The sequence below is a fragment of the Williamsia deligens genome, assembly GCF_024171765.1.
Lineage (GTDB): Bacteria > Actinomycetota > Actinomycetes > Mycobacteriales > Mycobacteriaceae > Williamsia_A > Williamsia_A deligens.
On record NZ_JAMTCI010000002.1, the window covers coordinates 198,325 to 213,258 of the forward strand.

The window sequence follows — 14,934 nt, forward strand, 5'->3', positions numbered from 1 at the left end:
CGCCGCCGGTGACCGCGACCATCGACACCGCGTGGTCCAACCCGCTCCGGGACTCACGCGACAAGCGTCTGCCCCGGATCGCGGGGCCGTGCAGCCTGGTCATCTTCGGCGTCACCGGCGACCTCGCCCGGCGCAAGCTCATGCCGGCCGTGTACGACCTCGCCGCGCGCGGACTGCTGCCACCGAGTTTCGCCCTGGTCGGGTTTGCCCGACGGGACTGGGACGACCAGGATTTCGGGCAGATCGTGCACGACGCCGTCCGCGAACACTCGCGGACCCCGTTCCGCGAGGAGGTGTGGGAGCGCCTGTCCGAGGGCTTCCGCTTCGTGCAGGGGGCCTTCGACGACGACGCCGCGTTCGATCAGCTGTCGGAGGTCCTCGCCGACCTCGACCGGCAGCGTGGCACCGACGGGAACCACGCGTTCTACCTGTCGATCCCGCCCGGGGCCTTCCCGACCGTCTGCGAGCAGCTGCAGCGGTCGGGCCTGGCGGATCAGACCGACGAGCACTGGCGACGCGTCGTCATCGAGAAGCCGTTCGGCCACGACCTCACCAGCGCGCAGGAACTCAACGCCGTGGTCAACCGGGTCTTCCCGGAGGACGCGGTGTTCCGGATCGACCACTACCTGGGAAAGGAGACCGTCCAGAACATCCTGGCCCTGCGGTTCGCCAATCAGCTGTTCGATCCCCTGTGGAGTTCGCACTACGTCGACCACGTGCAGATCACCATGGCCGAGGACATCGGCCTCGGTGGCCGTGCCGGCTACTACGACGGCATCGGCGCCGCACGGGACGTCATCCAGAACCACCTGCTGCAGCTGCTCGCCCTCGTGGCGATGGAGGAGCCCGTCTCGTTCGAGCCGCGCGAGTTGCAGAACGAGAAGATCAAGGTCCTGTCGGCGACCCGCAACGTGCTCCCCCTGGAGCTGAACACCGCGCGCGGGCAGTACGGACCCGGGTGGCAGGGCAGCACCGAGGTGCCCGGCCTCGTCGACGAGGAGGGGTTCGCCCAGGACTCCATCACCGAGACCTACGCCGCCATCGCCGTCGAGGTGGACAGCCGCCGCTGGGCGGGTGTCCCGTTCTACCTGCGGACCGGGAAACGGCTGGGCCGCCGGGTGACCGAGATCGCCCTGGTCTTCAAGCGGGCCCCGCACCTCCCGTTCGACAAGACGATGACCGAGGAGCTCGGCGAGAACGCCCTGGTGATCCGCGTCCAGCCCGACGAGGGCATCACGCTGCGGTTCGGGTCGAAGGTTCCCGGGTCGAGCATGCAGGTCCGTGACGTCAACATGGACTTCAGCTACGGCCAGGCGTTCACCGAGTCCTCCCCGGAGGCCTACGAGCGCCTCATCCTCGACGTCCTGCTCGGTGAGCCGTCGCTGTTCCCCGTGAACGACGAGGTCGAGCTGTCGTGGAAGATCCTCGACCCCGTCCTGCGGGCATGGGCCGACTCGGGTCGCCCCGACACCTACGAGTCCGGCACCTGGGGTCCGCGATCGGCCGACGAGATGATGAACCGCGTCGGACGCACCTGGCGTCGTCCGTGACCCACCACTCCCCCGTGAAGGAGCCCCTCCGGTGATCCTGGACCTCCCGGCCACCACCACCGAGAAGGTGAGCAAGAAGCTCGTCACCATCCGCGAGAGCGGCGGCGCGGTCACGCTCGGCCGTGTGCTGACCCTCGTGGTGTGTGCCGCCGAAGGGCAGCCGACCGAGGGTGCGATCGACGCGGCGAACGAGGCCAGTCGGGAGCACCCGTGTCGCGTGATCGTGGTGTCGCTGGGCAACCCCGCGGCAGCCACACGCCTCGACGCGCAGATCCGCGTCGGCGGTGACGCGGGTGCCTCGGAGGTCGTCGTGCTGCGGCTCTACGGCGGTTTGACCGGACACGCGTCCAGCGTGGTGACGCCCTTCCTCCTGCCCGACACCCCCGTCGTGACGTGGTGGCCGGGTGACGCACCCGCCGACCCCGCCGGAGATCCTCTGGGACGCCTGGCGACCCGCCGGATCACCGATGCAGGTCATGCGTCCGACCCGGACGCCGTGCTCGCCACGCGGCTGGAGTCCTACTCCCCCGGTGACTCCGACCTGGCCTGGTCGCAGATCACCTACTGGCGTGCGATCCTCACCGCGTCACTGGACCGGCCGCCGTTCGAGCCGGTCACGTCGGCCACCGTCGCGGGTCCCGCGCGGTCGCCGTCGATCGACCTGCTCGCCGGCTGGCTGCGGTCGCAGCTCGGTGTGGACGTCGTCCGCACCGTGGGGAGTTTCGAGATCCGGCTCGACCGCGCGTCGGGTCCGCTGGTGCTCGCCGTCGACCAGAACAACACCGCGGTGCTCAGCAACCCGGGCAAGCCCGACGGGCGCATCGCGATGGCGACCCGCGGCATCCGCGAGTGCATCGCGGAGGAACTGCGTCGCCTCGACCCCGACGAGATCTATCACCTGGCGCTGCAGGGTGTGCAGCGCCTGTCCCGACCCGAGGCGGAGGTACCGGCGTGAGTGTTCGACCCGAGGTCGTCGAGGTCACCGACAAGACCGAGCTCGTCGACGCGGCCGGTCGCCGGTTGGTCGAGACCGTGGTCGCCGCGCAGCGCGACCGGGGCACCGCGTCGATCGTCCTCACCGGCGGGAGCAACGGGATCGCGCTGCTGGAGTGGTTGCGCGACAACGGCTCACAGATCGACTGGCGGTCCGTCGACATCTGGTTCGGCGACGACCGCTTCGTTCCCGACGACGACGACGAACGCAACCACGGCCAGGCACGCGAGGCGTTGCTCGACCACGTCGACGTCGACCCGGCACGGGTGTTCGCGATGGCGCCGTCGGACGGTGAGTTCGGCGACGACATCGATGCCGCCGCTACCGATTACGCGCGTCTCCTCCAGGAGCGGGGCGACGGGGGGTCGACGCCGGCCTTCGACGTGCACCTGCTGGGGATGGGCGGCGAGGGCCACATCAACTCGCTGTTCCCCCACACCGATGCACTCGCGGAGCGTGAGCGGACGGTCGTCGCGGTCGAGGACTCGCCCAAGCCGCCGCCGCGGCGCATCACCCTGACCGTCCCCGCAGTCACCCGTGCCCGCCAGGTGTGGTTCCTGGTCGCCGGTGCCGACAAGGCGGAGGCCACGGCCGCGGGCGTCGGCGGCGGGGATCCGGCGGCGTGGCCGTGCGCATCGGTGGGCGGCACCGAGGCGACGGTGTGGTTCGTCGACGCCGCAGCATCCGCCGACCTCTGACGTCACCCCGTCGAGTGGGCGGTTGTGGACGTCGAGTGGGCGGTTGTGGACGTCGAGTGGGCGGCCGGCGCTAGCCGCTGTTGCGCAGTGCGGTCGCCAGGCCGTTCATCGTCAGCTGGATGCCGCGACGCACCTGCGGTGAGTCGTCGCCGGACCGGAAGCGCCGCAACAACTCCAACTGCAGCAGGTTGAGCGGTTCGAGGTACGGGAACCGGTTGAACACCGACCGCGCCAGCGACGGGTTGTCGGCGAGGAGGTCGTCGGTCTCGGTGATCGCGAAGTACATCGCCATGGTGCGACGGTGCTCGTCGGTGATCATGCCGAACACCCGCGACCGCAGGTCCTCGTCGGCGACGAGATGCGAATAGCGCTCCGCCAGGCCCAGATCCGACTTGGCCATCACCTGCGCGAGGTTGGACAGCACGGTCCGGAAGAACGGCCACGTCCGATAGAGCCGACGCAACGTCTCGAGGCGCTCGGCGTCGTCGCCGACCCACTGCTCGAACGCCGACCCCGTCCCGTACCACCCGGGCAGCATCACGCGGCACTGCGTCCACGACAGGACCCACGGGATGGCGCGCAGGTCGGAGATCTTCTCCGTCTGCTTGCGCGACGCCGGCCGACTGCCGATGTTCAGGGCACCGATCTCCGACAGGGGCGTCGAGGTGGTGAAGTACTCGACGAAGCCCGGGGTCTCGTGCACGAGGGCCGAGTACGCGGCACGGGCGAGGGCGGCGATCTCGTCGAGGACCGCATACGCCGCGTCCGCGTCGTCGCCGAGCCCTTCGACGTCGAGCAGGGTGGACTCCAGCGTCGCGGCGACCAGGGTCTCCAGATTGCGCCGGGCGAGAACGGGTTCGGCGTACTTCGCGGCGATCACCTCACCCTGTTCGGTGAGACGCAGGGCGCCCTGGACCGCCCCCGGCGGTTGGGCGAGGATCGCGTCGTAGCTCGGACCGCCACCGCGACCGACCGTGCCCCCGCGACCATGGAACAGCCGCAGCCGGATGCCGGCCTCGCGCGCGGCCTCGACGAGGTCGAGTTCCGCGCGGTACAGCGCCCAGTTGGCGGCCATGTAGCCGCCGTCCTTGTTGGAGTCGGAGTAGCCGAGCATGATCTCGTGGGTGTCGCCCTGTGCGGCGACCACGGCCCGGTACAGCGGCACGGCGAGGACGGCGCGCAGCGTCGCCGCGCCCTGCTGCAGGTCCTCGATAGTCTCGAACAGCGGGACCACGCGCACCGTGCACGTCGGTGACTCCCCCGCGGCGCCCGGGTCGAACAGGCCCGCCTCCTTGAGCAGCAGCGCCGCCTCCAGCATGTCGCTGACCGACGTGCACATGCTGATCACGTAGTTCGGCACCGCCTCCGGCCCGTAGGCGGCGACCGCGGCGGCCGCCGCACGCACGATCGCGACCTCCTTGGCAGCGAGCTCCCCGAGCTCCGCGCCCGGTCCGATCAGCGGGCGCCGATGCGACAGTTCGTGGACGAGGATCTGCACCCGGTCGTCCTCGTCGAGCGAGGCGTAGTCGTCGTGGACACCGGCCCACGCGAGGAGCTCGGCGACGACCTCCTCGTGCACGTCGGAGTTCTGACGCATGTCGAGGCCCGAGAGGTGGAAACCGAACGTGCGCACGGACTCCCGCAGACGCAGCAGACGGTCGTCGGCGAGGGCCGAGTCGTTGTTCTCGCGCAACGACGCATCGACGACATCGAGGTCGGCGAGCAGGTCCGTGGCCACCGCATAGGGTTCCGCCGACGGGTCGTCGAGCGGACCGGGCGCCTCCGCGTCCCCGCCGAAGCGGTCACGCACGGTCGCCAGCAGCCGCGATCGGATGTGGCGCAGCGCGAGTCGGTAGGGCTCGTCGGCGGCGACGTCACCGGGGTCCGCGCCCCCGAGGTCGACGAGAGCGTCGCTCACGGACACCAGCCGGGACGACATGCTCAGTTCCTGGGCGAGGGTCGTCAGTTCTCCGAGGTGATGGTCGAGTGCGGTCCGGGCCGCGCGCCCGGTGGCCAGCGCCACCACGTCGCCCGTGACGAAGGGGTTGCCGTCCCGGTCCCCACCGATCCACGACCCCATGCGCACGATCGGGTCGTCGGACAGCCCGGCCGCCGGGTACTGCTCACGCAGGTGATCACGCAGCGACGCGTTCAGCGTCGGGATCACGTCGAAGAAGGATGCGTCGTAGTAGCGGAGTCCGACCTCGATCTCGTCCTCGATACGGAGTCGTTCGAGGCGGATGAGCGCGGTCTGCCACAGGGTGAGGATCTGTCGCCGGAGGCCCTCGGTGACCTCCGCGTCCTCGTCGGGGGTCAGATCGGTGCGGTCCCGGTACCGCATGAGGTCGGTGATGCGCCGCTGCACCTCGAACACCGTCCGACGACGGGTCTCGGTGGGGTGAGCGGTGATGACGGGGATCACGGCGGCGTCGGCGAGGGCCTCGCCGACCTGCTCGTCGGAGAGGTCCGCTGTGGCCAGTGCGGACCAGGTGGCGGCCAGCGAACTCGCCACCGGCGGTTCGCCGGCCCGGACATGGACCGCACGGCGCCGTTCACGGTGGATGTCCTCGGCCAGGTTGGCCAACAGGCCGAAATGGGAGAACGCCCGGATGACCGGGATCGCCTCCGCGGTGTCGACGCCGGCGAGCATGTCGGCCAGCTCGCCGCGGTCGATCTCGGAGCGTCGCACACGGAACGACTCGACCCGCGACCGCTCGACCAGATCGAAGATGGTCTCACCGGCGTGTTCGCGGACGACGTCGCCCAGGAGACCGCCGAGGAGCCGGATGTCCTGTCGCAGTGGCTCTGTCGCCGCCCGCCCGGTCGCGGTGGACGCGACGGGTGCGTCCGACGGTGCGGCGAACGTCGCGTCGATCTCGGTGGGGGCGCTGGTGTCCGTCATCGACCCAGTATCCCCGCCGACGGCGGACGACGCTGGGCACGCGACCCGTTCGGGCCGGTGTCCGAGGTCAGGACAGCTTGATGTCCAGCCCAATGCCGAGGATGAAGATGAACCAGATGACGCCGACGAAGATCGTCAGTCGGTCGAGGTTGCGTTCGACGACGCTGGAGCCGGACAGGCTCGACTGCACGCCGCCACCGAACAGCGACGACAGGCCGCCGCCCTTACCGCGGTGCAGCAGCACCAGGACCACCATGAGCACACTGGTGATCACCAGTCCGATGTCCAACGCGAACTTCACTCGAATCCTCCGGTCGTCGGCGCACGACCGAACCCGGCCGCGCACCGTGTGAGTGTACGTGTCGTGGGGGTCGCTCAGGGAAGCGGTCCGCCGGCCGCGATGGCCGACAGTGTCGCGAACTCGTCGGACTTCAACGAGGCCCCGCCCACGAGGGCGCCGTCGATGTCGGTCTGACCGACGATCTCGCCCACGTTCTTGGCGTTCACGGACCCGCCGTACAGCACCCGGACCCCGGCGGCGACGTCGTCGCCGGCGAGTTCCCGCACGGTCGCACGAACAGCGCCGCACACCTCCTGGGCGTCGGCGGCCGACGCGACCCGACCGGTCCCGATCGCCCACACCGGCTCGTAGGCGATGACGACGTTCGCGATCTGTTCGGCGGTGAGACCGGCCAGCGAGCCCCGCAGCTGCGCCACGTTGTGGGCGACGTGGTCGCCCGCCTCTCGCACCTCGAGCCCCTCGCCGATGCAGACGATCGGGGTGAGTTCGTGACGCAGCGCGGCGCTCGCCTTGGCCAGCACGATCTCGTCGGTCTCGCCGTGCAGCGTCCGCCGCTCCGAGTGCCCGACGATCACGTACGAGCACCCCAGCTTGGCCAGGAAGGACCCGCTGATCTCCCCGGTGTACGCACCGGAATCGTGCCGGGAGAGATCCTGGGCGCCGTAGGTCAGCAGCAGCTTGTCACCGTCGACGACCGTCTGGACGCTGCGGATGTCGGTGAACGGCGGGATGACCGTGACGTCGACATGCGCGAAGTACTTCGCCGGCAGGGCGAACGCGATCTTCTGCACCAGGGCGATCGCCTCGAGGTGGTTGAGGTTGCACTTCCAGTTGCCCGCGATGAGCGGCTTGCGCGTGGCCACCGAGTCAGTCCTCCAGAACCGTCAGGCCGGGCAGCTTCTTGCCCTCCAGGTATTCCAGCGACGCACCGCCGCCGGTCGAGATGTGCGAGAAGTCGCTGTCGGGCAGACCGAGCGACCGCACCGCCGCCGCGGAGTCACCGCCACCGACGACGCTGAACGCCCCGCCGGAGGTGGCGGCCGCGATGGCCTCGGCGACCCCCCGGGTCCCGGCGGCGAACGCCTCGAACTCGAAGACGCCCGACGGGCCGTTCCAGAAGACGGTGCGCGCACCGGACAACACGGCGGCGAAACGCTTCACCGACTCCGGGCCGATGTCGAGCCCCATCCACCCGTCCGGGATCTCCGACGACGCGACGGTCTTCGCGTTCGCATCCGCGGCGAACGCGTCGGCGACGACGACGTCGACCGGGAGGTGGATCACGTCCCCGAACCGCTCGAGCAGGTCCTTGCAGACGTCGATCTGATCGTCCTGCAGCAGCGACGTCCCCACCGAGTACCCCTGCGCGGCAAGGAAGGTGAACGCCATGCCCCCGCCGATGACCAGCGTGTCGACCTTGGGGGCGAGCGCCTCGATGACGCCGAGCTTGTCGGAGACCTTCGACCCGCCGAGCACCACCGCGTAGGGGCGCTCCACCTCCGCGGTGAGCTTGCGGAGCACCTCCACCTCGGAGCGGACGAGGTCACCGGCGTAGTGCGGCAGCAACTTCGCGACGTCGTAGACCGACGCCTGCTCGCGGTGGACCACGCCGAACCCGTCCGAGACGAACGCGCCGTCGTCCCCGACCAGCTCGACGAGGGCCTTCGCCAGAGCCTGCCGTTCCGCCGGGTCCTTGGACGTCTCCCGCGGATCGAACCGGATGTTCTCCAGCAGCAGGACGTCACCGTCGGTGAGGCCCTCAGCCCGGGCGAGCGCATCGGTGCCGACCACGTCGGACGCGAGCTGCACGTTGCGGCCGAGTTCCTCGCCGAGCCGCTGCGCGACCGGGCCGAGTGAGTACTTCGGGTCCGGTTCGCCCTTCGGGCGACCGAGGTGCGCGGTGACGATCACCGACGCGCCGGCCTCGGCCAGCTTGGCGATGGTCGGCGCCGAGGCCACGATGCGCCCCGGGTCGGTGATGGCGGACCCGTCGAGCGGGACGTTCAGATCCGAGCGCACCAGGACGATGCGGCCGGACACCCCGGTGTCGAGGAGATCGGTCAGCGTGGAGAGCGCCATCGTGTGCGGGCCGCTCAGAGGGACTTGCCGACGAGACCGATGAGGTCCACGAGGCGGTTGGAGTAGCCCCACTCGTTGTCGTACCAGGAGACGACCTTGGCCTGGTCGTCGATGACCTTCGTCAGACCGGCGTCGAACAGCGAGCTGTGCGGGTCGGTGACGATGTCGGAGGAGACGATCGGCGCGTCGTAGTACTTCAGGATGCCCTTGAGCGGCCCCTCGGCGGCGGCCTTCATCGCAGCGTTGATCTCGTCGGCGGTGGCCGCCGTGCGCAGGTGCGCGGTGAGGTCGGTGACCGAGCCGGTGGGGATGGGCACGCGCAGGGCGTAGCCGTCGAGCTTGCCCTTCAGTTCGGGCAGCACCAGACCGATGGCCTTGGCGGCACCGGTCGAGGTGGGCACGACGTTGATCGCGGCGGCGCGGGCGCGACGCAGGTCGGCGTGCGGGCCGTCCTGCAGGTTCTGGTCCTGGGTGTAGGCGTGGACCGTGGTCATGAGGCCCTTGACGATGCCGAACTCGTCGTTGAGGACCTTGGCGATCGGGCCGAGGCAGTTCGTGGTGCACGAGGCGTTGGAGATGATGTTCTGGCTGCCGTCGTACTTGTCGTCGTTCACGCCGAGCACGATGGTGATGTCCTCGTCGGACGCGGGCGCGGAGATGATGACCTTCTTGGCACCGGCGTCGAGGTGGCCCTGGGCCTTGTCGCGCTTGGTGAAGATGCCGGTCGACTCGACGACGACGTCGACGCCGAGGTCGCCCCACGGCAGGGCCGCGGGGCCCTCCTTGACCGACAGGCTCTTCAGCTTCGCGTCACCGATGACGATGGTGTCGTCGCCCTCGAGGGACACGTCGGCGTCGAGGCGGCCGAGGATCGAGTCGAACTTGAGCAGGTGCGCCAGGGTGGCGTTGTCGGTGAGGTCGTTGACCGCCACGATCTCGATGTCGGTGGTGCCGAGTGCCTTCTGGGCCTCGACCGCGCGGAAGAAGTTCCGGCCGATGCGGCCGAATCCGTTGACGCCTACCCGAACGGTCACGTTGTGCTCCCTTTGCTGTACCGATGGTGCGAGCCCCACGGCCCGCGGTCACCGATCACCCTAATCGGGCGGCCCGTGACCCGCGACGGGCGGTCCGTGCCCGCGTGACGCGGGCGCGTGGGATTCAGGCGTCGTCGAGCAGATCCGCGGTGACGGCCGACTCGGTGTCCGGGAGGCCTTCGGCGAGGGCCTTCTTGTCCGCCATCGACAGCAGGCGGCGGATGCGTCCGGCGACGGCGTCCTTGGTCATCGGCGGATCGGCGAGCTGGCCCAGTTCCTCCAGCGACGCCTGACGGTGCTCGACGCGCAGTCGTCCGGCCGCGAGCAGGTGACCGGGGACGTCCTCGCCGAGGATGTCGAGCGCGCGCTCGACGCGTGCAGCCGCGGCGACCGCCGCGCGCGCGGACCGTCGCAGGTTCGCGTCGTCGAAGTTGGCCAGGCGGTTGGCGGTGGCCCGCACCTCGCGCCGCATCCGGCGTTCCTCCCACGTGAGCCGGGTGTCCTGCGCGCCCATGCGGGTGAGGAGTGCGCCGATGGCCTCCCCGTCGCGGATGACGACCCGATCGGCACCGCGGACCTCGCGTGCCTTGGCGGGCACGCCGAGGCGGCGGGCGGCGCCGACGAGGGCGAGTGCCGCCTCCGGGCCCGGGCAGCTGACCTCGAGGGCGGACGAGCGACCGGGCTCGGTGAGCGAACCGTGTGCGAGGAAGGCGCCACGCCAGGCGGCCTCGGCGTCGGAGACACCGCCACCGACGACGTGCGCGGGCAGGCCGCGCACCGGACGGCCACGCATGTCGAGCAGACCGGTCTGGCGGGCGAGCGCCTCACCGTCCTTGGTCACACGGACGACGTACCGCGACCCCTTGCGGATGCCGCCGCCCCGCAGGACGTGCACCTCGGAGTTGTAACCGTAGAGGTCGAAGATCTCCTTGCGCAGGCGACGGGCGACGTTGCCGAGGTCCACCTCGGCCTCGACGATGACCCGCCCGGCAACGATGTGCAGACCACCGGCGAAGCGCAGAAGAGCCGACACCTCCGCCTTGCGGCAACTCGTCTGTGTCACGACGAGCCGGCTGAGCTCGTCCTTGACGGCCGCTGTCATCGCCACCGGTTGTCGTCCTCCTGCCCGGGCCGCGGCCCGGAGTGTCGTCTCGTCGCGTCCGCGTGACCCCACACGCGTTGTCCTCGCAGGGGTGCCCCGCCGTTCACCCCGCCGATGTGTCGATTCCCCCGGCACCGTCTCCGTCCGTCGCCCCACCGGACGGCTCGGCCTCGTCAGAGTAGCCACCCCGGCCGGTGCGGGTCAGGGTATGCACCATCGCCGCGACTTTTGCCGGGTCGTGTACCTGGGTCCCGGGCCGGGCGAGATCACCGACATGCAGCCGCGCACCGAGGCGTGCCGCGGCGCGCGCCACGTGGTCGCGTTCGGTGTCCGACGGCACCGACGAGCCGTCGACGACGACGTCGTCGATGCGGAGGTCGTCGGCGTGGGCGTGCAGCACGTGCAGGTGGCGTTCCACCGAGAACCCGCTCGTCTCACCCGGTTCCGGAGCCAGGTTGACGAAGAGCAGCCGGCGGGCCCGGGTCGCCTTCAGCGCGGCGAGCTGGGCCGGCACGAGGACATGCGGGATGACACTGGAGAACCACGACCCGGGGCCGAGCGTGACGAGGTCCGCGGACTCGATCGCCTCGACCGCGGCGTCGCAGGCGGGCGCGTCGGCGGGCAGCAGCCGGACGCGACGCACCTTGCCTGGCGTCGTGGCCACGGCGACCTGACCGACGATCGACCGACTGATGCGCGGGTCGTCCTCGAGTCCCGAGACGTCGGCCTCGATGCTCAGCGGCACCGTCGACATCGGCAGCACGCGGCCGGTGAGGCCGAACAGCTCCACCATCGCGTCCAGCGCCGCCACCGGGTCACCGAGATGATCGGCGAGACCGGCGAGCAGCAGGTTGCCGACGGGGTGTCCCGCCAGCGCCCCCCGGCCGCCGAACCGGTGTTGCAGCACCGAGGCCCACCGCGCGGAGGGATCGCCCGACCCGTCCGCGTCCGCCTCGAGCAGGGCGGCCAGTGCCATCCGCAGATCACCCGGCGGGATGACCCCGAGCTCCGAGCGCAGGCGACCCGACGAACCGCCGTCGTCGGCGACGGTCACGACCGCGGTGACGTGGTCGAACACCCTCCGCAGCGCGGTGACCGTGGCGTGCAGACCGTGCCCGCCACCCAGGGCCACCACCGAGCGCAGATCCGTTGTCGCGCCGGTCATTCGCGCCCCAGGTCTCGGTGCACGGCGCGGGCGTCGAACGGGGTGAGGTCGGCGAATCGCCCGCCCGGCCAGTCGTCGTCTCGGGCACACGCGAGACGACGGGCCAGTTCGGTGGACATGGCCACGCTGCGGTGTTTGCCGCCGGTGCACCCGATGGCCACGGTCATGTAGCGCTTGCCCTCTCGGGTGTAGCCCTGCGCTGTCAGGCGGATGACCCGCTCGTAGGCCTCCAGCCAGGAGTCGGCCCCGGGTTGGTCGAGCACGTACTGCGACACCGGGGCGTCCCGGCCGGTCAGCTCCCGCAGGTCCGCCACCCAGTAGGGGTTGGGGAGGAAGCGGACGTCGGCGACGAGGTCGGCGTCGATCGGGACGCCGTACTTGAAGCCGAACGACTGCAGGGTGATCTGGACGTCTGTGCCCGCGGGTTGGGCGAACGCGTTGTCGACGATGGTGCGCAGCGCCGTGACCGACAGCCCGGAGGTGTCGACGGCGAGGTCGGCCGATTCCGAGACACCGGCGAGCGCGGCGCGTTCCCGGGCGATCGCGTCGACCAGGGTCCCGTTCTGCTGGAACGGATGTCGGCGTCGGACCTGTTCGTAACGGCGCACCAGGGCGGCGTCGTCGGCATCGAGGAAGAGCAACCGCACATCGGCCCCGGTCGACTCGAGTCCGGCCCGGACGTCGCTCACCCCGGCGGCGAAAGCGGCGCTCGGCGTGCGCATCACGGCGGCGACGCGGGTCAGGCCGGGGTCCTGCTCGCGGGCGACGACCACCGTCCGCGGGATCAGCGTGGAGGGGACGTTGTCGGTGACGTACCACCCGAGATCCTCGAGCAGGCGGGCGACGGTCCCGCGTCCCGCACCCGACATCCCCGTCACCAGAAGGACGTCCATCCCCCGTCCTGCGCCGTCCTCCGACGGCAGACCGTCGGTGGGTCCTCCGCCGGCCGTCGGCCCGTCGCCGGTCACGATGCCGCCTCCCCGAGCGCACGCTGGACGGCGGCGGCGGTGGACGGCCCGATACCGGGCACACCGGCGATCTCCTCGACCGACGCCTTCTTCAACCGTGCGACCGAACCGAAGTGGGTCACCAGGGCCTTCCGGCGCGTCTCCCCCAACCCGGGCACACCGTCGAGAGCGGACGCCGTCATCCGCTTGCTGCGCTTGCTCCGGTGGTAGGTGATGGCGAACCGGTGCGCCTCGTCGCGGACCCGCTGCAGCAGGAACAACGCCTCGCTGGAGCGGGGGAAGATCACGGGATCCTCGTCGTCGGGGGTCCACACCTCCTCGAGACGCTTCGCGAGACCGATGACGGCGACGTCGGTGACACCGAGTTCGTCGAGCACGTCGGCCGCAGCCCGGACCTGTGGCCCGCCGCCGTCGACGACGAACAGGTTGGGGGGGTAGGCGAATCGCCGGGGACGGCCGGTGGCGGGATCGATGGCGGCCTCCGGTGCCATGTCCCCACCGTTGTCCCCCGCCGCGTCACCGGACCCGACCGGGGCCGACGGATCCGATGCCGACGAGACCGTCGCACCGGGGTCGGCGGGATCGCTGCGGTGGGCGTCGGCACGGTGGCGCAGGAACCGGCGGCGCGTCACCTCTGCGATGGACGCGACGTCGTCGCTGCGGCCGTCGCCCGCGGCCTCCCTGATGCCGTAGTGGCGGTAGTCGGACTTGCGCGGCAACCCGTCCTCGAACACGACCAGCGAGGCGACGACGTCGGTGCCCTGCACGTGGGAGATGTCGATGCACTCGATGCGCAGCGGGGCGTCGTCAAGGCCGAGGGTCTCCTGGATCTCGGTGAGCGCCGCCGACCGTGTCGTGAGATCGCCTGCGCGCTTGAGCTTGTGCTGCGTCAGGGCCTCGCCGGCGTTGCGCTCGACGGTGTCGAACAATGCCTTCTTGTCGCCGCGCTGAGGCACCCGCAGGCTCACCTGCGCACCCCGGAGCGAACTCAACCACGCGGTGAACTCGTCGGCGTCGGGCGGGAGGACCGGCACGAGGACCTGGCGCGGGACGCTCTCCAACCCACCGGGTTCGCCGTCGTCGACGGTGGACGCCTGATCGACCTGTTCGCCGTAGAACTGTGTGAGGAACTGACCGACCTGCTCGGCGAGGTCTGCGCTCGAGGCCTCCTGTGAATTCTCGTCCTGTGCGTCGGTGCCGTCGGAGCCGGACAGGTCGTCGACGCGCTCGACCACCCAGCCCCGTTGACCCCGCACCCGGCCGCCGCGGACGTGAAACATCTGCACCGACACCTCGAGGGAGTCGCCGACCATCGCGATCACGTCGGCGTCGGTGCCGTCGCCGAGGACGACCGCCTGCTTCTCCAGGGCCCGTCGCAGGGCACCCGCGTCGTCCCGGAGGCGGGCAGCACGCTCGAAGTCGAGATCCTCGGCCGCCGTGGCCATCTGGTTCTCGAGATTCCGGATCATCCGGTCGGTCCGGCCGGCGAGGAAGTCGCAGAAGTCCTCGACGATCTGGCGGTGCTCGGCGGCGTCCACACGACCGACGCAGGGCGCCGAACACTTGTCGATGTAGCCCAGCAGGCACGGGCGATCGATCTGTCCGTGCCGCTTGAACACTCCGGCCGAGCACGTGCGGGCCGGGAACACCCGCGTCAGCAGGTCGAGCGTCTCGCGGATCGCCCAGGCGTGCGCGTACGGACCGAAGTACCGAACCCCCTTGCGCCGCGGGCCGCGATAGACGAACAGGCGCGGGTACTCCTCGTTCAGGGTCACCGCGAGCATCGGATACGACTTGTCGTCGCGGTAGCGGACGTTGAACCGCGGGTCGAACTGTTTGATCCAGTTGTACTCGAGCTGCAGTGCCTCGACCTCGGTGGTCACGACGGTCCACTCGACCGATCCCGCGGTGGTGACCATGCGGCGTGTCCGAGGGTGCAGCCCCGACAAATCCGCGAAGTACGAGGTGAGGCGCTGACGGAGGTTCTTCGCCTTGCCGACGTAGATCACGCGGCCGTGCGGGTCCCGGAACTTGTAGACGCCCGGCGCGGTCGGGATGGTCCCCGGCGCCGGGCGGTACGTGGTCGGATCGGGCACCGGTCCAGGTTAGTACGCCCCTCCGACGGGCCGGTCGGCTAGCGT

General features: G+C 70.5%; 12 protein-coding genes. 3 read left to right on the top strand and 9 right to left on the bottom strand.

What is annotated here, in order from left to right:
- Positions 1 to 8 precede the first annotated feature (8 nt).
- From zwf to pgl, 3 genes are read left to right on the top strand one after another with little or no spacing between them, the layout of a single operon-like run.
- Positions 9 to 1,550 (top strand): glucose-6-phosphate dehydrogenase, encoded by a 1,542-nt coding sequence (gene zwf / locus LX14_RS15220; RefSeq protein ID WP_253648201.1) that lies wholly within the window; start codon positions 9 to 11, stop codon positions 1,548 to 1,550.
- Between the two features lie 31 nt (positions 1,551 to 1,581).
- Positions 1,582 to 2,505 carry a glucose-6-phosphate dehydrogenase assembly protein OpcA gene (locus LX14_RS15225; RefSeq protein ID WP_253648202.1) on the top strand — a complete coding sequence of 308 codons (924 nt, stop codon included), beginning with the start codon at positions 1,582 to 1,584 and terminating at the stop codon, positions 2,503 to 2,505.
- Positions 2,502 to 3,242: a 6-phosphogluconolactonase gene (gene pgl, locus LX14_RS15230; RefSeq protein ID WP_253648203.1), complete on the top strand. Its 741-nt coding sequence runs from the start codon at positions 2,502 to 2,504 to the stop codon at positions 3,240 to 3,242. The genes LX14_RS15225 and pgl overlap by 4 nt, the downstream gene beginning before the upstream one ends.
- A gap of 70 nt (positions 3,243 to 3,312) precedes the next feature.
- Here pgl and ppc read toward each other — a convergent pair whose 3' ends face one another.
- From ppc to uvrC, 9 genes are all read right to left on the bottom strand, one after another.
- Positions 3,313 to 6,144: a phosphoenolpyruvate carboxylase gene (gene ppc / locus LX14_RS15235; protein WP_253648204.1), complete on the bottom strand. Its 2,832-nt coding sequence runs from the start codon at positions 6,142 to 6,144 to the stop codon at positions 3,313 to 3,315.
- A gap of 67 nt (positions 6,145 to 6,211) precedes the next feature.
- A complete protein-coding gene (gene secG, locus LX14_RS15240) occupies positions 6,212 to 6,445 on the bottom strand; it encodes a preprotein translocase subunit SecG (RefSeq protein WP_253648205.1) in 234 nt (77 codons plus the stop codon).
- Positions 6,446 to 6,519: 74 nt separating this feature from the next.
- Complete coding sequence (gene tpiA, locus LX14_RS15245; RefSeq protein ID WP_253648206.1) at positions 6,520 to 7,308, bottom strand: triose-phosphate isomerase; 789 nt, start codon at positions 7,306 to 7,308, stop codon at positions 6,520 to 6,522.
- A gap of 4 nt (positions 7,309 to 7,312) precedes the next feature.
- Positions 7,313 to 8,524, bottom strand: coding sequence for a phosphoglycerate kinase (locus LX14_RS15250; protein WP_253648207.1), 1,212 nt, complete (start codon positions 8,522 to 8,524; stop codon positions 7,313 to 7,315).
- Between the two features lie 14 nt (positions 8,525 to 8,538).
- Entirely contained in the window at positions 8,539 to 9,558 is a 1,020-nt protein-coding gene (gap, locus tag LX14_RS15255; protein WP_253648208.1) for a type I glyceraldehyde-3-phosphate dehydrogenase, read from the bottom strand.
- Between the two features lie 124 nt (positions 9,559 to 9,682).
- A complete protein-coding gene (gene whiA, locus LX14_RS15260; RefSeq protein WP_253648553.1) occupies positions 9,683 to 10,660 on the bottom strand; it encodes a DNA-binding protein WhiA in 978 nt (325 codons plus the stop codon).
- Between the two features lie 103 nt (positions 10,661 to 10,763).
- The gene (locus tag LX14_RS15265; RefSeq protein ID WP_253648209.1) at positions 10,764 to 11,825 is read right to left on the bottom strand and encodes a gluconeogenesis factor YvcK family protein; all 1,062 of its coding nucleotides are present in this window, start codon (positions 11,823 to 11,825) and stop codon (positions 10,764 to 10,766) included.
- Positions 11,822 to 12,793, bottom strand: coding sequence for an RNase adapter RapZ (gene rapZ, locus LX14_RS15270; protein WP_253648210.1), 972 nt, complete (start codon positions 12,791 to 12,793; stop codon positions 11,822 to 11,824). Before rapZ ends, LX14_RS15265 begins: the two co-directional genes overlap by 4 nt.
- Positions 12,790 to 14,889, bottom strand: coding sequence for an excinuclease ABC subunit UvrC (uvrC, locus tag LX14_RS15275; RefSeq protein ID WP_253648211.1), 2,100 nt, complete (start codon positions 14,887 to 14,889; stop codon positions 12,790 to 12,792). Before uvrC ends, rapZ begins: the two co-directional genes overlap by 4 nt.
- Between the last annotated feature and the right edge of the window lie 45 nt (positions 14,890 to 14,934).

What these genes read in the sequence shown, in the direction of transcription:
- ppc (WP_253648204.1), bottom strand. Translation starts at nt 6,144, where the DNA reads ATGACGGACACCAGCGCCCCCACCGAGATCGACGCGACGTTCGCCGCA.
- LX14_RS15250 (WP_253648207.1), bottom strand. Translation starts at nt 8,524, where the DNA reads ATGGCGCTCTCCACGCTGACCGATCTCCTCGACACCGGGGTGTCCGGC.
- whiA (WP_253648553.1), bottom strand. Translation starts at nt 10,660, where the DNA reads ATGACAGCGGCCGTCAAGGACGAGCTCAGCCGGCTCGTCGTGACACAG.
- LX14_RS15265 (WP_253648209.1), bottom strand. Translation starts at nt 11,825, where the DNA reads ATGACCGGCGCGACAACGGATCTGCGCTCGGTGGTGGCCCTGGGTGGC.